Below are 22,101 nucleotides of genomic sequence, written 5' to 3'. Positions count from 1 at the left end.
CCAGACCCTAAAAGCGTTTCACCCGGCGGCGCGATGGTCTACCATGCGTGCCGCCGGTTTCCACCCTCACATCAATAGGGAATCCCGCGTTCGTCTTGCGCGAGCCATCGGGAACTGCCCCACAGGAGATCGTCCTGCATGCTGCCCCGTTTCGCCACCCTGCTCGCTGGCCTTGGCATCGCCGGCCTGGCCCAGGGTGCACCCACCGCGTATCCGCTGACGATCGACAACTGCGGTAAACCCCAGGTGTTCACCCAGGCACCCCAGCGCGTGGTGACTATCGGTCAGGCGGGCACCGAAATGCTGTACGCGTTGGGCTTGGGTGCCCAGCTCGCCGGTTCATCGCTGTGGTTCAATGACGTATTGCCCGATTACCAGGCGCAAGACGCCAAGGTCCCTCGGCTTGCCGACAACGAGCCCAGCTTCGAGGCGGTGGTGGGCAAGCGCCCGCAACTGGTGACGGCCCAGTTCGAATGGATGGTCGGGGACAAGGGCGCGGTGGGTACGCGCGAGCAATTCGATGAGTTGGGCATCGCCACCTATGTGCTGCCGTCGGATTGCGAAGGCAAGGACAACCTGGTAGGCGCCGACGGCACGCGGCTGCAGGCCTTCCAGGTCGAAAGCATTTACAAGAGTGTCAGCGAATTGGCCAGCGTCTTCGATGTGCAGGCCCGTGGCGCCGCCCTCAATGACGAACTCAAGGGCCGTTTGGCCAATGCCCAGGCGCAGCTGGCAGGCGTGGACCTGTCAAATACCTCGGCGCTGTTCTGGTTCTCCAGCGCTGACCTGGCCACCGACCCGTACGTGGCAGGCCGCCAGGGCGTTGCGGATTTCATGCTGCGTGCCCTTGGCGTGCGCAACGTGGTGAGCTCCACCGAGGAGTGGCCAACCGTGAGTTGGGAGACATTGGCCAAGGCCAACCCAACCTGGCTGATCATTGCACGCATGGACCGCCGTCGTTTTCCGGCCGACGACTACCAGAAGAAACTCGACTTCTTGCGCAATGACCCTGTGACCCAGCACATGGACGCCGTCAAGCATGGGCGCATCATCGTGCTCGATGCCGAGGCGATGCAGGCGGGCATTCGTTTGTTCCGCGGCTTGCAGACGCTGGCGGCAGCCTTTTCCACTGGCGTTGCAGCCCCGTGATCAAGCGTCTGACGGTGACCTGCGCCGCATTGGTAGCCCTAGGGGGTGCGCTGCTGGCGGGTACTGCGATCGGTGAAAACCCTCTGTCATTACGCTTGGTCGGCCAGGTGCTGGCCAACCACGCCTGGCAAGCGGGCTACCCGCTCGACCCCATCGATGCTGGTGTTGTGTGGAACTACCGGCTGACCCGTAGCCTCGTCGCGGCGGCTTGCGGCGCCGGGCTGGCCACCTGCGGCGTGATCCTCCAGGCGCTGCTGCGCAATCCGCTGGCCGAGCCCTATCTGCTGGGCCTGTCGGCGGGCGCATCTACAGGAGCGGTGCTGGTGGGTCTGTTGGGCGTGGGCAGCATGACCCTGAGCATGTCTGCTGGGGCCTTCATCGGCGCCTTGGCAGCCTTTGCACTGGTGCTGCTGCTGGCGCGCGCCGCGAGCCCAGGCAGCACGGGGGCTCACGTCATCCTTGCCGGGGTGGCTGGCTCGCAGTTGTTCAATGCTGTGACGGCGCTTCTGATCACCAAGTCGGCGACGGCCGAACAGGCCCGCGGCATCCTGTTCTGGCTGCTGGGCAATCTCAGTGGCGTGCGCTGGCCTTCGGTCTGGCTGACCGTGCCGGTTGCCCTATTGGGCCTTCTGATTTGCCTGTGGCAACGCCGTGCGCTGGATGCGTTCACCTTTGGCGCCGATTCGGCAGCATCCCTGGGCGTGCCGGTACGGCGCACTCAACTGTTACTGATCAGCTGTGCAGCCCTGGTCACCGCCGTCATGGTCTCCATCGTCGGCGCGATCGGTTTCGTGGGCCTGGTCATTCCCCATGCGCTGCGCCTGCTACTCGGGCCCGGTCATAACCGGCTCCTACCGGCCAGCGCCCTGGGCGGGGCGCTGTTCTTGATCACCGCGGATATCCTGTCGCGGACGTTGATCGCCGGACAGGTCATCCCCGTAGGGGTGGTCACGGCCCTGATCGGCGCACCGGTGTTCGCCGTTATCCTGGTAGCCCGAAGGGGACGCGCGTGACCGCCATGGCGCCCATGCAGCTCGCCCCACTGGATTGCCAGGGCATCAGCCTGCACCTGGGTGGCCGCCCGGTGCTCGACGGGATCGACCTGACGGTGCACGCCGGTGAGACCCTGGCCATCGTCGGGCCAAACGGCTCGGGGAAGTCGTCGCTGCTCAAGGTGCTGGCAGGCCTTCGCAAGCCCGCCACGGGGACCGTGCAACTTCTGGGCAAGTCGCTCTCGCGTCTGCCTCGCAGAACGGTGGCAAGGGCATTGGCACTTGTCGAGCAGCATGCTGACACGCTCGATGCCATTCGAGTCTTCGACGCCGTGGCGTTGGGCCGCATCCCATGGTTATCGGCCTTGGCGCCGCTCGGTGACGACGACAAGGCCATCGTCGAGCACGCCCTGGCTGATGTGGATGCGCTGCATTTGCGCAGCCGCCTGTGGGGGTCGTTGTCCGGTGGCGAGCGCCAGCGCGTTCACATCGCCCGGGCGCTGGCGCAACGCCCCGCAGTGCTATTGCTGGACGAGCCCACCAACCACCTCGACATCCAGCATCAACTCGCCCTGTTGCAGCAGGTGCAGGGGTTGCCGGTCACCACGCTCGTGGCCCTGCATGATCTCAATCAGGCATTGACGTGCGACCGTGTGGCGGTTTTAAACAATGGGCGACTGGTCGCACTGGGCAAACCGCTGGATGTGCTCACGCCCGCTTGCTTGCTGAGCACCTTCGGCGTTCACGCGCACGTGCTCACCGACCCGCTGGACGGCGCTCAGGTACTGCGTTTTCGCTGCGCGTGAGTGCCTCCATGCCACGCGGCGCATTGTGGACGGCGGGTAGGCTGACGGCCGTGCGTGTTGAATACGGGCGGCGGCAGCGAAGCCACCGCGCGCCCATGTCAGCGGTCAGTGAACCGTGTCGGTCGCCGTGCGGCACCATTGCGCCCGCTCCTGACCGGTGAGTGAGTCCGACAGTTCGATGAAGGTGGCTTCCAGTTCCGGTTCGACGTGACCGGCCACCTCGATGCGACTGAGCAGGTACTGCCTGACCGTTCTGGGCCATCGGCCCTCTCGGTGCGCGGCATTGATGATGCTGGCGGCATCCTGGCGGGTGGCGCCACGCCATATGTCCATCAGGCGGTTTTGGAAATCGTCGAACGACCAACCGTCTGTGCGAACTTCGAATTCATCCAGCAGTTTCAGTTTGTACAGGGCCATGTGCGGCATTGTCGCTCTCCCTCTGCGGCTGTGAAAAGTCCGTGCACGAGGAAGCAAATCATCACCTGCCTTGTAAGAAAATGAACGCGTGGTCCATCACGCCCACGTCAATGTAGGACATGTCCGAGCGCTTAACGCAGCCGCAGGTCCATGTGGGTTGTCTGCCAGACCGGGTCGTCCTCGACCTGCAGCAGGGTGAAGCCCTGTCGCTCCCAGAAGCTGACGGCCCCCGGCAGAAACGGATGGGTATGCAGGTAAAAACGGTCGATTTCTTCGCTTGCCGCTTGCGCCGTCAAGGCCCCGAACAAGCGCGCCGCAACGCCGTGCCGGCGATAGGCAGGCAACACGAACAGACGCACGACCTCGACCACACGCTGGTCACCGTAATCGAACTGAGCAAAACGATTGTCATAGGGCAGGTAGCCGATTACGCCCACCAGGTCTGCGCCTGCCCGTGCTTCGATGAACGCGCCGGCGCCTTGCAGATAGACATCATCAAAATGTTCAAGGTCCGCAGGTTTGGGCGCGCTGGCAAGCATCGGAAACAAGTCCCGCCGCGCGGCCTCGACAAAGGCCACGACCTCCTCACGGGTTTCTGGGGTCACGGGGCTCAGGATCAGTTCAGGCATGGGGCAACCGTTGCAGTGAAAGGGCCTGGTTCTACCGCAGCGAGCCCGGCAAGGCAAATGCAACGCTCGTCCAGGACGCGTGCGCACCCCTATAATTGCCCTACTCCACAGCCCACTCAGGCCAAGCCATGCCTCGCCCTTCGAAGTTGCTGCTCATGTTTGCGCTCATCGCCGCGGTCACGGCGTGCGACCAGAAGCCCACGCGTGAAGAACAGATCGTTGCCCAGCTGCCACTGCAGGAGGCTTATGACCACAACATTCAACGCATGGCCGTGCTCCTTGCAGGCAAGCACCCGGACGTGAGCCAAGCCAGCATCGAACAGGTGCTGCGCCGACACCTGACCGTTGACGACCAGCGCCAGGACCTGTTCCGCCTGTACAGCGAACAGAATTTTACCGATGCCGAATTCGCCAGTATCGTCGGCGCCTTGCAGGACCCCGCCAAGGCCCGCGCTTTGGAAAAAACCCCTGAAGGCAAGCGGTTGAGCGAAAAACTCACGGCACTGATGCAGCAAACCGCCGCAGATGCCAAGGTACAGGCGGTGGCTGAACAGCGCATGCAGGACGTGGAGGCAGAACTCCAGGCTCTGGAAAACCCCGCCCCCTGAGCGTCACGCGCTACGCGACGGCTATCGAGGATTGCTTGCCATTCTCCGTATCTGATGATTTCGAGGTCAGGATTGCCAAACACCAAGCATGGATTGCGACTGGACCTGCGCAGGCTCATTCTGGTGCTCTGTGCACTCACTGCACTGGTAATGCTGTGCGCCAGCTATTTTGCCAGCTACCGCGTCCAGCGCCAGTTGCTGATCGATCACGCGCTGGAAGCGAACCGGGTGTACGCCACCAAGCTGGCCAGCATCACCGAAACCTTCATCGGGAACGCCTTGCAGCAATTGCAGTTCAGCGCAGGTGTGCAAGGCCGGCAACTGAGTGACGCCGTGGCCTTGCAGGCTGAAACAGACCGCGTGCTGGCGCAGAGCATGGCGTTCAATTCCACCTTCGTGATCGATGCCGACGGCACGTTGCTGTCCGTCTCCCCTGCGCCGCTGCGGCACCTGGTGGGCGGGCGCATGCACTCCCCGGGGGTCGACGAAGCGCTGCACCTGCGGCGTGCGCTGGTCTCTACCCCTTACGTCTCTGCTGCCAACAACCTGGTGGTCACCCTTTCGCAGCCGATCATCGACGAGCAAGGCCGTTACCTGGGCTACGTAGGGGGCACGCTCTACCTGCGCGAACACAACATCCTCAACAGTTTGCTGGGCGAGCATTTCTACAAGGACGGCTCATATCTCTATGTAGTCGACCACCAACGACGCCTGCTCTACCACCCTGATAACCAGCGTATCGGTACCGTCGTGCAGGGCAATGCCTTGATCGACCAGTTGCCAACGCTGCCCAGCGGCACCCTGGCACTCACCAACAGCCAGAACGTCGAGATGCTAGCAGGCTTCGCCACCGTGCCCAGTGCCCGTTGGGGCGTGGTCGCCCAGCAGCCACTGTCACGCACCGTGGCACCGCTCAATACCCTGGTCCTCAACGTGATAGGTGCATCGGTGCCACTGGCGCTGGTCGGCAGCCTGTTGCTCTGGTGGCTGGCATTGGTCATCGCTCGGCCGCTCTGGCAGCTCGCCGCCAGTGCAAGGAGGATGGACAGCGCCAACACGGCCGAAGATTTGCACCGGGTGCGTGCGTGGTATTTCGAGGCAGCTGAGCTCAAGCGAGCGTTGTTGTTCGGCCTGAATTTGCTACACGAACGCATTGGCCGGCTGAACCGCGAAGCCCAGACCGACCCCCTGACAGGGCTGGTCAATCGCCGCGGGCTGGAATTCAGCCTGTCGTTGTTAGAGGCTGAAGGCCGGCGTTTTTCAGCCATCGTCATGGACGTGGATCATTTCAAACGGATCAACGACAGCCACGGGCACGACACAGGCGATGCCGTGCTACGACAACTGGCCCATTCGATGCGCCGCTGTTGTCGGGAAGGCGACTTGCTTTGCCGTACTGGCGGCGAGGAGTTTCTGATGCTATTGCCTGGCGCAGACCTGGCTGTGGCAGCCAGTGTGGCCGAGCGCCTGCGCGCGATCATCGAGGACACCCCGATAGCTCCGGTGGGCGACCTGACTGTGTCGCTTGGAGTGGCGCATTGGGAAGGCACAGACGATGCGGCCGGCACGTTGGCCGCGGCTGACAGAGCGCTTTATCTGGCCAAGCAGAGTGGGCGCAACCGCGTTGTCGTGGCCTAGAGCTCCAACCGCCCCGGTCGTTTCTGGCATCCAAAGGTCGTCCTCGACAAAGCAACCCATAAGCGGGGCCGATCTACTGACAACCACAACAAATGATGGCGCGGCTCGACCGCACCACGCTCGTCATGGCTGCCAATGGAAAATCGGAGAGCACCCGCATGTCCGCACCTCACGAGGTATCCCCTGCCACCCTGCGCAGGGTGATCGCCGCTTCGGCCATCGGCAATTTCGTCGAATGGTTCGACTTCGCCGTCTACGGCTTTCTTGCAACCCTCATCGCCAGCCAGTTCTTCGCCAGTGGCGACCCGAGCGTCGCCTTGCTCAAGACCTTCGCCGTGTTTGCCGTGGCGTTCGCCCTGCGCCCACTGGGTGGCATCGTGTTCGGCGCGCTGGGAGACCGCCTGGGACGCAAGCGCATCCTGTCGCTGACTATCTTGCTGATGGCAGGCTCCACCACCCTCATCGGCCTGCTCCCAACGTATGCCAGCATCGGATTGGCAGCCCCCGTACTGTTGACGCTTGCACGCTGCCTGCAAGGCTTCTCGGCCGGAGGTGAATATGCGGGGGCATGTGCCTACCTGATGGAGCATGCACCAAACGACAAGCGCGCGTTCTACGGCAGCTTCGTGCCGGTCTCGACGTTCTCGGCCTTTGCCTGCGCTGCCGTGATCGCCTACGGCCTGGAAGCAAGCCTGAGCACGGAAGCCATGGCCGCCTGGGGCTGGCGTGTACCGTTTCTGATCGCCGCACCCTTGGGCCTGGTGGGTTTGTACCTGCGCTGGCGCATGGAAGAAACGCCAGCCTTCCGTGAAGCACTGGCGCAAGGCAAGGAACATGAGCATTCGCCCCTCAAGCAGACGCTGCGCCACCATGGACGCGCGATACGCAACCTGGGCGCGTTCATCTCCCTCACCGCACTGTCGTTCTATATGTTCACCACCTACTTTGCCACCTACCTGCAACTGGTGGGCAACCTGACTCGCGCCCAGTCATTGCTGGTGACCACTGTTGCGCTGCTGTTCGCCGCCGCGGGTTGCCCGGTTGCCGGCGCTGTGTCGGATCGCATCGGGCGGCGCAAAACCATTGGCTTTACCTGCTTGTGGGTGATGCTGTGCGTGTTCCCGGCCTACTGGCTGGCCAGCTCGGGGTCGATGTTCGGCGCCCTGCTAGGTGTGGTGCTGCTGGCGGTGAGTGCATTGTCCAGCGGCGTTGTAACGGCGGCCCTGCTATCGGAAAGCTTCCCTACACGTACCCGCTATACAGCCTCGGCCATTACCTATAACGTGGCCTACACCCTGTTCGGCGGCACCGCCCCGCTGGTCGCGACCTGGCTGATCGGGCAGACAGGCAGCAGTCTGGCGCCAGCTTTCTACCTGGTCGTCATTGCCTTGATAGCGCTAGTGGGCGGGCTGGCATTGCCGGAAACTTCGCGGATATCGCTGCACGATGACCCTACTCTCGTTGCGACTGGCAGCGCCGGGCAACCCACCGCCTGACCTGTAAGGGCTGCACCGGCGGCTGCACCGGCAACACCGCATGGCGCCCGCCCCTCGCAGGCGCTTGCTTGACAAAACGCTCAATCTTCCAGGGGCTTGGGCGGTGCACTGGGCTTGGAGGGCTTGGCCGGTTTTGCATCCTTGGTCTTTTCCTGCGCCGCGGCCGCGACCGGCTCGGATGCCTTGATCGCTTTCTCACTCGCAGGTAGGTCGTCCACCGCCTTGATGATGGCCTGGGGGTCGAAAACCTCCCCGGTGTCATCGTCCTTGAGCATGTGCCGCTCACCGTCCTTGCCAACGAGGATGACCTTGGTGCCTTTACTGGCACCGAGCTTGAGCTCGCGGATCAGTGCCATGGTGGTCTGCTGCTCAAGGTTCTTGTCGCCCTGTTTCCCCATCATCTGGGCGACGCTGTACAGCACGACGTTACGCTCCTTGAAGGCGGCCTGCGTAGCCGGATCCTCCATGGCCTTGGTAATGGCCCTGAGGGTGGGGTCGGCACTGCTAGGTGCGATGATGACCAATGGCCTTGCCTTGCCCAGCTCCTGGGCCAGTGGCCCATTATTGTCAGCCGCAAAAGCCGGGCTCACAGCGGCGAGCAAGGCGGCGAGGGTCAGTGACCGGACGAGCATGCGCATCTCCTTTTTCTCTCGATCAAACAAAGACTACAGACCTTGGAGAAAGGTCCGACGCAGGAGCCTAAACCAACCCACCCGGCAAGGCGCAACTCAAAAGTAACTGGAGGTGTCCACCCTGCCAGGTGGCGCCCTAGATAGCCCATGCATGCCTATGAGCATAGCTCAACACGCTTATCCTGCGCTGGTACGACGGCCTGCTTCACCTCAGGGTGAGATGGGCTCGGCCGCGCTGTCCAGCGCCTGACGCGTGATGGCCAGCAGAAGAGCGCGCTCGCCTGTCTGGCGTTGCTGTGAAATTTCTTCTGTCTGCTGCAACACCTGCTGTTCGCTCAGATCAGGAGCCTCTTGCACAGCCTCCAGCCGTGCATGAAAAGGGGCGTTCATCTCCTCAAAACGCTGCGCATGCACGTTGCGTACGTGCCTGCACCAGAACTCCCGATCCAACAGAGAGTTGGCCAGTTGCTCGCTGGTTTCTGCCTGCAGCACGCGCCTGGCTGCCCGCTCCATATGCGCTTCGGTAACCCCGGCTACCTCCCTGAATGACATGCCGCTAGTGAAGATGGGCAGGTCAAGGCGCTCGCGTAGCGCCAGGCGGTAAGCCAGCACCACCTCGATCTCGTCAGGATCGGCACCATCGGCCTGGCGCCAGCGCACGTCATCCATGGCCACACGCTCGACCTCATCCAAGCGCCACAGCTGCCGCCCCAGGTGCAAAAGAGCCTGTTCCTGATCACCTTGCTGCGCTTGGGCGTCGGCCTGCCAGACCCGCAGGCGCACTTCAAGGTCGCTGAAACGCAGAGCCACGCTGTCCTGACAGGTCAGTTGCTCGGCATCGCTGAACATCGCCACCCTCAGGTCGCTCGAATCTCGCATGGCCCTCAACAGTGTCAGTACTCGGCCGGCGAGATACCGCGCACCAGTGCGGTGCTGAAAATCCGCTGTGTCCATGAGGCGTTCGAGTAGACCGAAGAACTCGCCGGCGTCCTCCATGGCCTGCAGGTGTTCCCAGCAGGCGCCCAGTTCGGTGCGATGGTTCAGGCCGATCGCATCCATCCAGCGCAGTCGCACCAGTCCCATTGCTCGGTCACGGGCGCGGGTAGCGGCCGTGAGCAACGCTTGCGCCAGCCGCTCACGCTCAGCAGCCGACAGCGGATTGCCGCCCAGGTGGACTTCACCCTCCACCCACAGGCGCGATTCATAGAAGTTCTCAGGCAACGCCGTGAGCAGGTTGTCGCGCAAATCGACCACCCGCAGGGATGTACTCTCGAGTAGTTGGTAAGGCAAGCTGCGCAGGCCGGCGCCTGCTATACGCAACTCGTGCAGGTATGTCAGCCCGCCCACCGAAAACGGCCTGCCCAACGGGTTACGTGAGAGGTCCAGATAACGCAAGTTGCTGCAGCAAGCCAGAATAGTGGCCTGCCCCGCATCAAGCACGATCTGGTTGTGTGCCATGTTCAGCGTCCACAGATGTTCCAGCTGCAAGAGCGCCTGGGGAATCCGCAAGAGCTGGTTATCGGGAAGCTCGAGCGACCGAACACTGGTGAATGCACCCAGGAAGCTTTCAGGCAAATGGCGGATGCTGGCGTCGCGCAGTGCCAGTGAATACACATGGTCGAACCCTACCTGGGACGGCAGCTCCGGTAGGCTTTCGGTATGAATGCCAATCATGTCCCAACGATAGGCTTGGATAAGACTGTCGCCGTGCATGCCCTCATCCAGGACGTGCTGCCAGCAATTGCGCAAGGCTCGTCCAAGCGATCGGCGGCGTTGTCGTTCGGCATGGCTAGATCCTTGCCTGGCCCATGTGCGCAACTGCGCGCTGAGGAGCCGGTACTGATCCTCCAGGCGTCGCAACCGTGCTTCGATCCCCCCTGCGGCCGATCGCGCATCATCCAGCCACGCGTCAAGCTGGGTATCGGTATAAGTGGGGTACAGAAACCTCAGCCTTCGCAGGTAGGGGTTCGGCCTGCGCCCTCCACGTCCACTGAGCAGGTACCCCACGCGACCGTCGGCCAAGCGGGTGGGCAATTGCCAGCGGCGGCGAGTCGTGATGCCCAGGAGCTCAGGCAATGCTGCCCGGTGAACCTGGGCGAGCGCAGCGACTTCTTGGCGCAAACATTGGGCGAAAGGCTGATGCAGCCCCATGGAGGTCAGTTGTGCCTGATCATAGGCACTCACGATGGCGTCGAACAGGTCGCCGGGAGGACAGATCTCCTGCGCGAAGGCGTTTCTCACGCTGTAGCCTTGGGTTTCATGGAACAGCTGCAGCTCGGCATCCCCTTCTCCAACACTGGCCAGTTGTACGCCGTTGGACTGCGCACTTAACAGCCGCCAACGTACATTACCGATGCCGCCAGCTCGATAAGCGAGCAACCCCAGGACCAACTTGGCCAAATCCGTATCCTGGGACGTCCGCAAATACAGGCTTTCGAGGGCGCGTTGCACCCGAATGTACGAGCTGCGCTGACGGGCAGCTTCGGCCAGTTGCAAGGGTACGCGGCCAGTCTGACGCAGACGTTGCAGGTCGACGCTGCTCGCATTGGCCAGCAGCGTCTGTGCCGCAGCAGGGTACAAGCGTGGAAATACGCACTGTAAGGCTTGGATTTCCTGGCTCGAAGGGGGCGTTTGCTGATCCAACAGGTGCTGCATGACTTCGTACCGTTGTCCATCGAGCTGCGCCGCTAGATCCACATTGGACAGCCCTTCGCCACCGGTCAGCTGGACAACCTGCGCCAGCAGGCTCTGATCCTCGGCTACAACGCCAGTGCGCAACTGCACCAGCAGGTTGTCGACACGCTGAGCAAGATGCGCACGGCTGCTGGTGTCGATCAGCGCTGGCAAGGGGTCGGCGCCGCGAATATGCAAACCGCGTAGCTGGTCGTCGTCGAGCGCGTGAATGGCCATGACCTGCTCGATGCGCGTGTCATCGAGTTCTGCCATCGGCCCGCCCAATCGCCTGAACAGGTAATGGGTTGTCGACCAATCGAGGGGGGATTCACTCCACAACCGCCACGCACCTGCACCGTTGTGCTGTAAAAGAGGACCCATACCGTCGCGCGGCAACAGTTGCCACTGATCGTCGGTCGCCCGTTGCTGCACCGGGTAAGTGTGGCCGTCCATGCGGATCCATGCATCAGTGCCTTGGCGGCTGATTCCCTCGTGATCTGTCAACGCTTGAGCAGGTGGCGGGGCGCTTCGAAACGGCGACAAGTCCTCAGACCACAGGCGCGCGCCGTCATCTTGCACATCGGACTGGACCAGGCCATCAACCCAGGTCGAGCGTTTCCACGCCTTGGCCAAGCCATAACCCGCCCCTGCGGTAGCGCCAATCAGCGTGACTTCAGCGGCCACATGGGTCATATGATTCATGGCCTGCTCCGTCTCGCCCTCATGCCAAGCGTCCACCCCATGGAACACCTCCTTCAGCAACTCCCAAGCAGTCACGGCAAGCAGTACCAAGCCCAACCCAGGTAGCCAGAAGCTGGCCAATCCCAGCAGCGTCCAGCCTTCGGCTGCCAGGCGTTGCTCATGGGCACGCTCGAGCGCTCGATCCAAAGCGTTGACCGGAGGCGCCAGCGTCGCGGCATCGTCCATCACGTGTTGAGCGCGAGCGCTGGCGAGCGTTTCGAACACAGGCTCCGACAAGATGCTCGCCACCGGGTACAGGTCAGCCGTGGCCCAGACCGGCATGTCCTCATAGAACGCCGTTGCGATCTGGCTGAAGAACCGTTGGCTATCACGACGTCGGATGAAACGCGCAAAAAACTGCTGATAGGCAGGCTGGCGCAAGCGTTTGTTCAGCACGGTGCGTTCAAAGCGCTCCAGATTATCGGCAACGCTCCAGGCTCCAAACGGGTCACCCGGGATATACACCAGCACACGCTTGCTCGAGGTGTGGAAAGGTGCCAACGATTCGTCCCGCACATCCAGCACCAGAATCTGCTGCAATGGACAGTCCAGGATCTGCAGACGCTTGGGAATCACCCGATCGCCGTGCAGGTGTCCAAGCCTGCCGCTTTGCCACAAGTCGACCAGCAGTTTGAGTTCGCCAGGGGCAAATACGCCCTGGGCGTCAGCCTTGAATGCATCAAGCAACATTTCGTGCCGGTTCAGCTCGCCCAGTAGCGCTTGCATGGAGGCCGACGTCAGATGGGCGGCCAAGTGCTGTTGATAGAGCGCCCCTAAATCCAATTCCCGAACCCATTGGGCAAACCGAGCGGCACTAAGTCCCGGCACCGCGTTACCCGCCGCGTCATATACGCCGGCCATGGGCGGCAAGATCTGTGGCTGCATCTCTTGAGCGGTAAAATTTCGCAATACGGCTTCGAGCAGCGGTATCAGGTAGTACTCGCGCTTGGTCAAGGGCACCCGTACAGGGAAGTATGTGGCCAGCGGCACCTCGTCAGCATTGCGAAACCACAACTGGTCCACGTCCTGGGTGATACCGAAGCGAGCGCTCAAGGTCTTCTCCAGCAGGGGCTTGGCGAACGCGTCGATGCCTTTGATCGATCCCCACCGCGCCGCCAGACGGTGGCGGCAGGTCAGGCTGCTGTTGAGGGCTTGGCCTGCCTGGGTGACGAATGCCTTGTCGAGCTTTTTGAGCCAGCCCGGCAAGCGAGCAGCGATCAGGCCGTCCTGGCCGGCCTGCTCTGCCAGTTGAAGATCAGTGAGTGCGGTATCCATCAGTTACTCCCGTGAAATGATTGTGCACGGGAGGTTAGCGAGACCTACGAACGAACCCGTGGCGACGGGGTACTACCTCAGGGTCAAAACAGCAGCATCTGGTCATCGATCAACGCAGAAAAGCTGTCACCCACAAAGGGAAGAATCGCATCGGCGACCGGCTGCAGCTGGCGCGAAAGATAATGGTCATAGTCGATGGGGGCACGACGGTTCTCCAGCGGCTGGGGCCCGGCGGTGGTCATGAGGTAGCTGATCCAGCCCCCCCGCTGGTACTGGAGCGAGCGACCCAGTTGCCGGTTGTAGTCATCGGCAAGCCGTGCGGCCCGTACGTGCGGTGGCACGTTGCGCTGATACTCAGCCAACGGGCGGCGCAGGCGTTTGCGGTACACAAGCGAAGCGTCGTGCTTCCCGCCAAGCATCTGACTGACGTACTCGCGTACGTATTCGCGGTAAGGCTCACCGCGAAAAATTCGCCGGTAGAGCTGCTGCTGGAAGGTTCTGGCCAGCGGCGACCAATCGGTGCGTACCGATTCCAGCCCTTTGTAGACCATGTCTTCGGTGCCATCGGCACGCTGGACGAGGCCGGCATAGCGCTTTTTGCTGCCCTCCTCGGTGCCGCGTATGGTGGGCATGAGAAAACGTCGGTAATGGGTTTCGAACTGCAGCTCAAGCGCGCTCTCCAGGCCAAGCGTCTGGCGCAGGTGCTCGCGCCACCACCGATTTACCTCGCTCACCAGTGCATTGCCAATCTGCGCAGCCGCCGCTTCATCGTGGCCGGTCTTGAGCCAGACGAACGTCGAGTCCGTATCGCCGTAGATCACGTCATACCCGCGGGCTTCGACCAGCGCGCGGGTCTGGCGCATGATCTGGTGCCCGCGCAACGTGATCGAGGAGGCCAGACGCGCGTCGAAAAATCGGCAGCCGCTTGAGCCTAATACACCGTAGAAGGCATTCATGATGATTTTCAGCGCCTGGGACAATGGCGCATTGCAATCCTGCTTGGCTTGTTCCCTGGCGCGCCACACACGTTCGACGATCGCCGGTAGACAGTGACGTGTGCGGGAGAAACGCGCCCCTCTGAAACCCTCGACCGAACGCGCGTCATCTGGCTGTTGCAGCCCTTCGGCGAGGCCGACAGGGTCAATCAGAAATGTGCGGATGATCGAGGGGTACAGGCTCTTGTAGTCCAGCACCAGCACCGAATCGTATAGCCCAGGTCGGGAATCCATGACGAACCCGCCGGGGCTGGCTTCTTCGGGGCGGCTGCCCAGGTTGGGCGCGACGTAGCCCTGGCGGTGCATGTGCGGCATATACAAGTGGCAGAAGGCAGCCACCGAGCCACCGCTGCGGTCTGCCGCCAGGCCCGTGACCGAAGCACGCTCAAGCAGAAATTCCAGCAACCGGGTGTGGGCAAAGATGCGTGTGACCAGTTCACAGTCTTTGAGGTTGTAACGGGCCAGCGCAGGTTTGTCCTCGGCGAACATGCGATTGATTTCATCCATGCGCTGGTAAGGAGTGCTGATGGCCTTGCCGTCACCCAAGAGGGTTTGCGCGACATTCTCAAGGCTGAACGATGGAAAACTCCACGTTGCCGAGCGCAGCGCTTCGACGCCGTCGATCACCAACCTGCCGGGCACATCAATGAAGACATGGCCACCGCTACCTGACGCGCGCAGGGTCATGGGCGCCCCGCCCCTGCCCAGGTCCATGGCCACTTGCAGCTTCTTGCCGTGTTCATGCAGCAGGCGCAGATCGAATTGCACCACGTTCCAGCCGATGATCGCGTCCGGGTCGTGGCGCGCTATCCAATGGTTCAGGCAGTGCAGCAACGCACTGCGATCGGCGCAGTAGTGCAGGTCGAAGTCAACCTCACGGGCGTCGCCGTTGGCTGGGCCAAGCATGTACACCTGGCGCTGCCCGCAGCCTTCCAGGGCAATGCTGTACAACTCTCCCCGCTCGGTGGTTTCGATGTCCAGCGACACCAGACGCAGCGAGGGACGGTAGCTGCCGTGCGGCTTGAGCTGGGCATCGCAGAGCACGCCCCGCTCGTCCAGGCGTCCAGCGAACTGCACAGGGGCTGTAATGAAGCGCTCCATCAGGTAGCGCTCCGGTGGCCTGACATCGGCCTCGTAGACGTCGATACCTGCGGTACGCAGCCGTTGTTCCAGCTGCAACAGCTGCCGGTAGTGCTGGCAGTACAGCCCTACCACTGGGCGTTGATCGAACGTCTTCAACCCAAGCGGGCGCAGCTCTGCATCCGGCTCGTCGGCCAGCAGCAGCTGCGCGTGCGCTTGTTGCGCCTGCGGGACGAACGCCACGTTGACCTGGGGCGCCAGTCTCACTTGCCGAGGGCCCTGATCGGTGGCCAACCACAGCTCCACGCACGTGCCTGCCTGCGTGTCGTACCAGTGCCGGGTCAGGACGAAGCCCTGCTGCAAATCCACTGCCGCGCCCTCTGCATTCGTTGATGATAACAAGTGTAACGGGTGGCCCCCGGCGCACCGGGCCTGGCCTGTGAGACGACAAGATGCTCCGGCATCCAAACCCACGGTGCCCACCGTCGGTGAAGTGGCTGCGCTTGCCGTGTGCGGTACAGCGGGCTCAGCTGTACAGGTAGTTGATGTCCTTGAGCACCAAGGGAGGCACCTGACCGAGGAGAAAATCTCGCAATTTTTGCATCTGACGGGCCTTGGGGCTGTTTTTCAGCCAGGTCATGTAGTAGCCATCCCCAGTTGCCACGGCCTGTTTGAACGGCGTGACCAGGCGCCCGGCTGCCAGGTCGGCACTGGCCAACACCAGATCGACCACGGAGATGCCCAGGCCCTGCTGAGCGGCAGAGATACCTTGATCGAGCGTGTCGAACACCTGGCCCTGGTCGATGCTGACATCGAGGGCATCCATGCGCGCCAACCAGCGCCGCCAGTCGCGCCGATCAGGCGAGGGATGCAGCAATTCACAACGGTTCAGGTCCGACAGCGCAGGTTGCGCCTGTCCCATGTAGTCGGGGTGGCAGACCGGAATGAGCCACTCGTCGAACAGCCTGAAGCTCTCCACATCGGCCGCGAAACGGCCGTTGGCCAGCAAGATGGCGCAATCGTAGGGCTCAGAATAGAAGTCGACGCTGTCGATGTCCATCCACACGCTCGAGAGCTGCACAGTGCAGGTGTCTTCGTGTTTCTTGAAACCGTCCAGTGCCCTTAGCAACCAGCGCACGGTGAGCGTTGAAGGCGCCTTCAAACGCAGGCCGTAGCGATCCTGGCGCAGCAGCGCGCAAGCGTTTTCGATGATCTTGAAACCGACCTTGAGCTCTTGAGAGAGCAGGCGTCCGTGCTCGGTCAGGCTCAACTTGGGCCCTCGCCGTTCGAACAAATCGCAGCCAAACATGCCCTCGAGGGTCTTGATATGGTGGCTGACTGCGCCTTGGGTCAGTGCAAGCTCTTCCGCCGCCTTGGTGAACGAACCATAGCGGGACGCGACCTCGAACGCACGCAGTGCATGCAAGGCCTGAATCCTTTCCGACATTGACGCCTCCTGAGTATTAGCAAGACTAATAGTAGGTCATAGTTTCACGCGTTTTACAACCTGCTGATAGTTCTTGAAAATGCATTAAAAAAACATACATAACCTAGATCCTGCCTGAAACTGCGTAGATCGTTCATCAATTAAAAGTTTGGGGAAACCATGTTTACGGGATATGGACAATGCTATCGCCTGGATGCGTTTGAGCAGACCCTCGAACATGCGTGCATCGAACCACACTGGACAACCGCTGCACTGCAACACTTTCGCCATACTGTTGCCAATCCGGATTTCCCCTGCCTATTCGGGCGCAAGGCGGTCAATGCGCAAACTTGCTACGTTCTTTTCGCCAGCGCTGAACAACTGGCTGATGACATCGCTCAAGGGCTGGCCAGCTATGTCGGGTTGATGGATCCGATTGCGCCTAAGCTTCGCATCGGCCACCCGTTGGTGGCGTTTCTAGAAACAGTGACCGACATGCCGCTCGCGCAACAGCAGGCACTTGCCTGGAAGGTGCTGCAAGGCGTTCACGCACGAGATCCCAACCCCTGGCCCCAGACAGTGCCGGCCGACCCCGCAAACAGCGGCTGGTCGTTCTGCTTTGCCGGCATGCCGCTGTTCATCAACATGAATTTCCCGGGCCACCAGCAGATGAAAAGCCGCAACCTGGGCAAACACATCACATTCGTCATCAACCCGCGCGAGAACTTCGACGAAGTGGCCAATGTCGCCACCACGAGCGGCCAGCGCATCCGCGAGCGCATTCGCCAGCGGGTCGGCCACTACAACGACGGGGTAATGCCTGACAGCCTCGGCTTCTTCGGTGAAGCGGATAACTTTGAGTGGACGCAATATCAATTACAGGAAACCGGTTCGTTGAACCCGGCACGCTGCCCTTTCCATGCCCGGACCGCAGTGCCTGCCACCCCCGACAACATGATCGAGAACTGACGTGAATACCGCCCTGACTGCCTCCTACGTCCTTACCGTCCTGCTGCTGATCGCCACTCCAGGTCCGGTCGTGGCATTGATCGTCAATACCGCAGCCGCTTCTGGCTCACGCAAGGCCATTTTCACGGCCTTGGGCACCAACTGGGCCTCGCTGGTACTGATCGGCGCAGCGGCGTGGATCATCCTCACCAGCGCGGCCATCGACAGGGCGTGGCTTAGTGCCATGAGCCTGTTGGGTTGCCTGTTCATCGGCTATATCGCCGTCGGCACGCTCAGGGAGGCGCTCGCAAGCCCGCAGCCAGACCAACGGCCCGAAAGCGCCAAACCCGTGAGCCGCGGGGGGCTGTGGCAAGGCTTCATGGTGGGGATCTCCAACCCCAAGGACATCATTTTCTTCATCGCCTTCTTCCCGCAGTTCATCCAGATCACCGAGTCGTTCGGCAAAAGTATGGTCGTGCTTTCACTACTCTGGATCGTGATCGACTTCGCCGTGCTGAGTCTTTACATCTTTGCCATCGGCAAGATCGCGTCAGCGCGCAGCCAACGATTCATCAGCATCGCGTCCGGCGTGGCATTGCTGTTGATCGCCATCGGCGGGCTTTTGTACAACCTCAAGGAGCTTACCGCCTAGCCCCTTGCCTGAGGCGCTGTCTTGCCAGGAGACCCGATGTCCACTCCCAGTCGCCAAGGACTTGCGCCTTTGCAGCTTGAGTACCAACAGCTGCTTGCCCAGGCCACCCAGTGCGCCACCCAACGCGTTCGGGTGCACGAAACCGGGTTCAGCTCGGCCGTCGTCAACACCGACGCCTTGGGCCTTCGCTACAGCCATTTCAACGGCCGGCGGTTTTCGGTGGCTGAACGCGACAACACCGCGCGGATCAATCTGCTGGTCGGAGGCTCGGTGGCGATGGGCATCGGCGCCAGTTCCGATGAATACACCGTGGCCTCGCAGCTGTCGGCGCTGACCGGAGAACTCTGGCTGAGCCTGGCCGGCTGCGGGCTGGATGCGAGCCAGGAACTTTTGATGTTCCTCACTCATGAGCACCGCCTGGCACCGCTGGGACATGTGGTCATACTCAGCGGACTCAACAGCCTGGCACACGAAGCGCTTTGGGACATCAGCGCCTGCTCACATGAGCCTCGGCAGATCAATGACTGGCAAACGTCGCTGGCCGGTTCAGAGCAAGCCCAGGCAGCATCAGAGCCTAGCCTGAGCCTCTGGCAGCGGCTGAGCCAGATGCTGGCGCCTCCGGCCGCCGCGCCTCGGCCTCGTCGGCCCTTCGAGGCACTTTCCCCAGCAGAAAAACGCACCGCCCAGGCAGCCGACCATATTGCTCGCTCAGTGCAGCAATGGGATCGACTGCTAGGCAGCGCTCACACTACCCTCACCTTCATCCTTCAACCCCTGGTGCACTGGTGTCGCGAGACCCTGCCAGCGGGTGAGCAGTTCATGCTCAGCGCACTTCAGCAAACGCCAGGGAACATCGACCGCTTGCTCGAAGGCGTTTTTGACCGCAAGGTGCATGCGGCATTCTTTCGCCGCATTCGCGAACAAGCCGCACCGGTGCCCTGCTTCGACATGAACTGCATGCTCGACAGCTCGCCAGCCTTCGGTTCGGACCTGTTCATCGATCGCTTGCACCTCAACGACATGGGGCAGACCGCGCTGGCCAACGTGATCACGGCCAAGCTCGGCCTTGCCCGGGAAAAACCACTGTCCGCGAGCACTCTACAGTGCTCTACTGATTGACAATCGTCGGGTGGTCTTTCGGACGGCCCTGTTGCATGGATAGAATAGTCCGTCGTTCCGATTGCCTGAGGCGTACGCTTGACTGTCATGAATAGAGAAGCCGTCCATCCTTGCCTGGCAACTGGCGAGGCGAGCCTGTGAGTCGCTTGCCGCAGATGGCGCTGATGCTGGCCGCGCTGCTGCCTACGGCGGGGCACGCACTGGAAGTGTCCATCGACCCCCATGCCGATCTGCTCTACCGCCAGGCACTGCCTCTTCTGGAACAGGCAGATACTCAAGAGGACGAAAGCGTCTTGCGCACAGCCCTGGATAGCGACCCAGAGCTGCGGCGCCAGGGGCAGGCCATGGCCCACACGTTGCCGACTGCGGTGGCACTGCTCAAGAAATCGGTCGCACTCGGCCACCCAGTGGCGCAGTACCGTCTGGCGCTTTACTACATGACTTACTTGCCTGCCGCGCAGATACCCGACGCCGCCTGCCCTCTGCTCCAGGCAAGCCTCGACCAAGGGTTTGCGCCGTCGGCACCAGCCATTGCCACCTGGTGCCCACCTTACAACGCCAGCGCCCAGTACCGCGCCGCACTGGAGGCCGTACCGAGCATGGCAACCCTCTATGCGCCCTACTATCCCCAGCCTGCCACCCGCATGGCCTGCAGCCGCAGCCAGCCCCAGGGCCTTGAGATGCTATGGGGGCGACAGCGCGATTATCAGGCCGAGGTCTACCGCCTGCTGGGTGATCTGGATCCGCAACATCGCCACTCATTGCTGCAAAAAGCGGTAGAGACCAATGGCTGTGTAACGGCGCAGCAGCATTTGACCAGCCGGCCTTGACCCCAGGCCGCCGGGGGCCTCAGCGCGGCGCACCAAATGGGTGACAACAGAGCAAGAACGTTCAAGCCATCACCTGTGGTGGCTTGGCATGCTGGCCTGCCTTGTCCACATGCCCGCTTCCTATGCCGTCCATCGCACGTCACGCCTTTTTGCAGGGCGCCATCGCCATCATGCCGCTGTCGCTTGCCGTCGCGCCCTGGGGCCTGCTGGCCGGCTCCATGGCCATCGAAGCCAACCTCAGCGCCTGGGAAAGCCAGGGGCTCTCGGCGATCGTCTTTGCCGGCGCTGCGCAGCTGGTGGCCATCGGCATGCTCAAAAGCGGTGCCAGCCTGGCCTCCATACTGCTGACAACCTTGTTACTCACCTCACAGCACCTGCTTTACGGGCTGTCGATGCGCCCAGCGCTCTCCCCCTTGCCACTGCACTGGCGCCTGGGGCTTGGATTTCTGCTGACCGATGAGTTCTTTGCCCTGACCAGTCGGCACGACCACCAGCATTTCAATCGCTGGTATGCCTTAGGTCTGGGCTTCACATTCTACGTTGCATGGAATCTGTTCACGTGGGTCGGAATCGTGCTGGGGCAAAGCATTCCACACCTTGATCAGCTAGGCCTGGACTTCTCCATCGTCGCCACTTTCGTCGCCTTGATCACGCCCATGGTACGTAATCTGCCTACGCTCGCGTGCGTCGCCGTTTCACTGGCCGCTTCAGTACTGCTCAGCCATTGGCACTGGGAAACGGCCTTGGTCAGCGCCGGCCTGCTTGGGATGAGCACCGGCTTCGCATGCCAGAAACTTCGGAGGACCGTTTGATGACCTGGCTGCTCATCATCGGCATGGGCATAGTGGTGTTCCTCAATCGCTATGCTTTTCTCGAACCGCGCCTACCGTTGCGCCTGAGCGCCCATGCGCGTCAATTCCTGGACTTTGCGGTGCCAGGTATGCTCACGGCCATCTGCGGCCCTATCATCTTCTTGCCAGGGCATACGCTTAACCTGCAACCGCTCAACCCGTACCTGCTGGGGGCGGTGGTGGCTGCCGCACTGGTGTGGTTGACCCGTAGCGTGATGCTGAGCATGCTGTTGAGCATGTTGATTTTCTTCGTCCTGCGAAGCGTGCTTTCATGAACACCACTACCCGTGAGCAAACGCATCTATGGCAGGCACCGGCGCTGGGCGATGTGGAAATGCTGCACGCCCGGTATGTGCAGCAACGGTTTGCACCACACGTGCATGAAGGCGATGTGTTCACCGTGATCGAATCCGGTGCCCAGCGTTTCTGGCACCGGGGCAGCGAGCATCTTGCACCGGTTGGCAGCATGGTCCTGATCAATCCGGACGAACTGCATACCGGTGCCAAGGCCCACGAGGCCGGGTGGCGTTATCGCGGGTTCTACCCTGAACATGAGCGCGTTACCGGTGTGCTGGATGAATTGGAACTGGGCCATGGGGGGATGCCGCGCTTTCGCGATAGCGTGATCCATGATGCTGGCCTTGCCAGCGCCTTCAGCCAACTGCATCAGCTGTCCGAAAGCAGCGCCAGCGCACTGCAACAGCAAACCGTATGGCGCCAGGCGGTGTTGGCGCTGGTTCAACGCCACGGACGCCTGGCCGATCTGTCTGCCCCTGGTCGCGAGCCTCGCGCTGTTGCACGCGCAAGAGAGTTGCTGGAAACCCACTTGGCTGACCCGCCGTCGCTGGAGTTACTGGCGGCTGCCGTCAACCTGTCGCCGTTTCACTTCGCACGAGTGTTTCGCCAGGCAACGGGCATGCCCCCTCACGCCTGGCTCAAGCAGCGACGCCTTGTAAGGGCCAGGGAGCTGCTCAAGGAGGGGCAGCCGCCTGCGACAGTGGCGTTCAGCCTGGGCTTTGCCGACCAGAGCCATCTGAACAGACAGTTCAAGCAAGCCTATGGCATCACCCCGGGGGCCTACCGGCTTGCCTGCTTCGCCGCGTGAGCGCGTCAATGCGGCGCAGGCGTTTGGCCATGGCGCTGC

General features: G+C 61.9%; 19 protein-coding genes. 13 read left to right on the top strand and 6 right to left on the bottom strand.

Going from position 1 to position 22,101, the window contains the following annotated elements:
• Nucleotides 1-138: 138 nt before the first annotated feature.
• The 3 genes from ACF8GB_RS14085 to ACF8GB_RS14075 are packed head-to-tail and all read left to right on the top strand — an operon-like array spanning nucleotide 139 to nucleotide 2,947.
• Nucleotides 139-1,149: an ABC transporter substrate-binding protein gene (locus tag ACF8GB_RS14085; protein WP_197843955.1), complete on the top strand. Its 1,011-nt coding sequence runs from the start codon at nucleotides 139-141 to the stop codon at nucleotides 1,147-1,149.
• Nucleotides 1,146-2,162, top strand: coding sequence for an iron ABC transporter permease (locus ACF8GB_RS14080; protein ID WP_078478765.1), 1,017 nt, complete (start codon nucleotides 1,146-1,148; stop codon nucleotides 2,160-2,162). The genes ACF8GB_RS14085 and ACF8GB_RS14080 overlap by 4 nt, the downstream gene beginning before the upstream one ends.
• A gap of 5 nt (nucleotides 2,163-2,167) precedes the next feature.
• Nucleotides 2,168-2,947 (top strand): ABC transporter ATP-binding protein, encoded by a 780-nt coding sequence (locus ACF8GB_RS14075; protein ID WP_197843987.1) that lies wholly within the window; start codon nucleotides 2,168-2,170, stop codon nucleotides 2,945-2,947.
• 105 nt (nucleotides 2,948-3,052) lie between these two features.
• Here ACF8GB_RS14075 and ACF8GB_RS14070 read toward each other — a convergent pair whose 3' ends face one another.
• Together ACF8GB_RS14070 and ACF8GB_RS14065 are read right to left on the bottom strand one after the other, a co-directional pair.
• A complete protein-coding gene (locus tag ACF8GB_RS14070) occupies nucleotides 3,053-3,373 on the bottom strand; it encodes a hypothetical protein (protein WP_058637345.1) in 321 nt (106 codons plus the stop codon).
• Nucleotides 3,374-3,495: 122 nt separating this feature from the next.
• Entirely contained in the window at nucleotides 3,496-3,993 is a 498-nt protein-coding gene (locus tag ACF8GB_RS14065) for a GNAT family N-acetyltransferase (protein WP_145255302.1), read from the bottom strand.
• A gap of 128 nt (nucleotides 3,994-4,121) precedes the next feature.
• Between ACF8GB_RS14065 and ACF8GB_RS14060 the strand changes: the two genes are divergently transcribed.
• The 3 genes from ACF8GB_RS14060 (at nucleotide 4,122) to ACF8GB_RS14050 (ending at nucleotide 7,735) form a co-directional block, all read left to right on the top strand.
• A complete protein-coding gene (locus ACF8GB_RS14060; RefSeq protein ID WP_058637347.1) occupies nucleotides 4,122-4,601 on the top strand; it encodes a hypothetical protein in 480 nt (159 codons plus the stop codon).
• Nucleotides 4,602-4,673: 72 nt separating this feature from the next.
• A complete protein-coding gene (locus ACF8GB_RS14055) occupies nucleotides 4,674-6,239 on the top strand; it encodes a diguanylate cyclase (RefSeq protein WP_392527191.1) in 1,566 nt (521 codons plus the stop codon).
• 158 nt (nucleotides 6,240-6,397) lie between these two features.
• The gene (locus tag ACF8GB_RS14050; RefSeq protein WP_392527190.1) at nucleotides 6,398-7,735 is read left to right on the top strand and encodes an MFS transporter; all 1,338 of its coding nucleotides are present in this window, start codon (nucleotides 6,398-6,400) and stop codon (nucleotides 7,733-7,735) included.
• Nucleotides 7,736-7,815: 80 nt separating this feature from the next.
• On the opposite strand, the gene ACF8GB_RS14045 is transcribed toward ACF8GB_RS14050, so the two are convergent.
• The 4 genes from ACF8GB_RS14045 to ACF8GB_RS14030 all read right to left on the bottom strand — a co-directional run bounded on the left by ACF8GB_RS14045 (nucleotide 7,816) and on the right by ACF8GB_RS14030 (nucleotide 16,578).
• Entirely contained in the window at nucleotides 7,816-8,367 is a 552-nt protein-coding gene (locus tag ACF8GB_RS14045; RefSeq protein ID WP_392527189.1) for a DUF4174 domain-containing protein, read from the bottom strand.
• 210 nt (nucleotides 8,368-8,577) lie between these two features.
• Nucleotides 8,578-13,056: an NEL-type E3 ubiquitin ligase domain-containing protein gene (locus ACF8GB_RS14040; protein WP_392527187.1), complete on the bottom strand. Its 4,479-nt coding sequence runs from the start codon at nucleotides 13,054-13,056 to the stop codon at nucleotides 8,578-8,580.
• 83 nt (nucleotides 13,057-13,139) lie between these two features.
• The gene (locus ACF8GB_RS14035; RefSeq protein ID WP_197843959.1) at nucleotides 13,140-15,500 is read right to left on the bottom strand and encodes a DNA polymerase II; all 2,361 of its coding nucleotides are present in this window, start codon (nucleotides 15,498-15,500) and stop codon (nucleotides 13,140-13,142) included.
• A 157-nt stretch (nucleotides 15,501-15,657) separates the two neighbouring features.
• A complete protein-coding gene (locus ACF8GB_RS14030) occupies nucleotides 15,658-16,578 on the bottom strand; it encodes a LysR substrate-binding domain-containing protein (protein ID WP_058603856.1) in 921 nt (306 codons plus the stop codon).
• A 159-nt stretch (nucleotides 16,579-16,737) separates the two neighbouring features.
• Here ACF8GB_RS14030 and ACF8GB_RS14025 point away from each other — a divergent pair, with 159 nt between their 5' ends.
• The 7 genes from ACF8GB_RS14025 (at nucleotide 16,738) to ACF8GB_RS13995 (ending at nucleotide 22,062) form a co-directional block, all read left to right on the top strand.
• Complete coding sequence (locus ACF8GB_RS14025) at nucleotides 16,738-17,526, top strand: YqcI/YcgG family protein (RefSeq protein WP_196124757.1); 789 nt, start codon at nucleotides 16,738-16,740, stop codon at nucleotides 17,524-17,526.
• A 1-nt stretch (nucleotide 17,527) separates the two neighbouring features.
• Nucleotides 17,528-18,157, top strand: coding sequence for a LysE family translocator (locus tag ACF8GB_RS14020; protein ID WP_197843960.1), 630 nt, complete (start codon nucleotides 17,528-17,530; stop codon nucleotides 18,155-18,157).
• 36 nt (nucleotides 18,158-18,193) lie between these two features.
• Entirely contained in the window at nucleotides 18,194-19,276 is a 1,083-nt protein-coding gene (locus ACF8GB_RS14015; protein ID WP_392527184.1) for a hypothetical protein, read from the top strand.
• Between the two features lie 155 nt (nucleotides 19,277-19,431).
• Nucleotides 19,432-20,106, top strand: coding sequence for a sel1 repeat family protein (locus tag ACF8GB_RS14010; RefSeq protein ID WP_230375053.1), 675 nt, complete (start codon nucleotides 19,432-19,434; stop codon nucleotides 20,104-20,106).
• A gap of 122 nt (nucleotides 20,107-20,228) precedes the next feature.
• Nucleotides 20,229-20,918, top strand: coding sequence for an AzlC family ABC transporter permease (locus ACF8GB_RS14005; RefSeq protein ID WP_392527182.1), 690 nt, complete (start codon nucleotides 20,229-20,231; stop codon nucleotides 20,916-20,918).
• Complete coding sequence (locus ACF8GB_RS14000; protein WP_392527180.1) at nucleotides 20,918-21,232, top strand: AzlD domain-containing protein; 315 nt, start codon at nucleotides 20,918-20,920, stop codon at nucleotides 21,230-21,232. Before ACF8GB_RS14005 ends, ACF8GB_RS14000 begins: the two co-directional genes overlap by 1 nt.
• Entirely contained in the window at nucleotides 21,229-22,062 is an 834-nt protein-coding gene (locus ACF8GB_RS13995; protein WP_392527178.1) for a helix-turn-helix domain-containing protein, read from the top strand. The genes ACF8GB_RS14000 and ACF8GB_RS13995 overlap by 4 nt, the downstream gene beginning before the upstream one ends.
• Nucleotides 22,063-22,101 lie beyond the last annotated feature (39 nt).

The organism is Pseudomonas sp. xss_4 (assembly GCF_043104125.1).
Classification (GTDB): domain Bacteria; phylum Pseudomonadota; class Gammaproteobacteria; order Pseudomonadales; family Pseudomonadaceae; genus Aquipseudomonas; species Aquipseudomonas parafulva_B.
The sequence above is the reverse complement of the archived record's forward strand: the minus strand, read 5'-3'. Positions and strand labels throughout refer to the sequence as shown.

What these genes read in the sequence shown, in the direction of transcription:
- ACF8GB_RS14085 (WP_197843955.1), top strand. Translation starts at nt 139, where the DNA reads ATGCTGCCCCGTTTCGCCACCCTGCTCGCTGGCCTTGGCATCGCCGGC.
- ACF8GB_RS14075 (WP_197843987.1), top strand. Translation starts at nt 2,168, where the DNA reads ATGGCGCCCATGCAGCTCGCCCCACTGGATTGCCAGGGCATCAGCCTG.
- ACF8GB_RS14070 (WP_058637345.1), bottom strand. Translation starts at nt 3,373, where the DNA reads ATGCCGCACATGGCCCTGTACAAACTGAAACTGCTGGATGAATTCGAA.
- ACF8GB_RS14065 (WP_145255302.1), bottom strand. Translation starts at nt 3,993, where the DNA reads ATGCCTGAACTGATCCTGAGCCCCGTGACCCCAGAAACCCGTGAGGAG.
- ACF8GB_RS14060 (WP_058637347.1), top strand. Translation starts at nt 4,122, where the DNA reads ATGCCTCGCCCTTCGAAGTTGCTGCTCATGTTTGCGCTCATCGCCGCG.
- ACF8GB_RS14050 (WP_392527190.1), top strand. Translation starts at nt 6,398, where the DNA reads ATGTCCGCACCTCACGAGGTATCCCCTGCCACCCTGCGCAGGGTGATC.
- ACF8GB_RS14045 (WP_392527189.1), bottom strand. Translation starts at nt 8,367, where the DNA reads ATGCTCGTCCGGTCACTGACCCTCGCCGCCTTGCTCGCCGCTGTGAGC.
- ACF8GB_RS14040 (WP_392527187.1), bottom strand. Translation starts at nt 13,056, where the DNA reads ATGGATACCGCACTCACTGATCTTCAACTGGCAGAGCAGGCCGGCCAG.
- ACF8GB_RS14030 (WP_058603856.1), bottom strand. Translation starts at nt 16,578, where the DNA reads ATGTCGGAAAGGATTCAGGCCTTGCATGCACTGCGTGCGTTCGAGGTC.
- ACF8GB_RS14025 (WP_196124757.1), top strand. Translation starts at nt 16,738, where the DNA reads ATGTTTACGGGATATGGACAATGCTATCGCCTGGATGCGTTTGAGCAG.
- ACF8GB_RS14015 (WP_392527184.1), top strand. Translation starts at nt 18,194, where the DNA reads ATGTCCACTCCCAGTCGCCAAGGACTTGCGCCTTTGCAGCTTGAGTAC.
- ACF8GB_RS14010 (WP_230375053.1), top strand. Translation starts at nt 19,432, where the DNA reads ATGGCGCTGATGCTGGCCGCGCTGCTGCCTACGGCGGGGCACGCACTG.
- ACF8GB_RS14005 (WP_392527182.1), top strand. Translation starts at nt 20,229, where the DNA reads ATGCCGTCCATCGCACGTCACGCCTTTTTGCAGGGCGCCATCGCCATC.
- ACF8GB_RS14000 (WP_392527180.1), top strand. Translation starts at nt 20,918, where the DNA reads ATGACCTGGCTGCTCATCATCGGCATGGGCATAGTGGTGTTCCTCAAT.
- ACF8GB_RS13995 (WP_392527178.1), top strand. Translation starts at nt 21,229, where the DNA reads ATGAACACCACTACCCGTGAGCAAACGCATCTATGGCAGGCACCGGCG.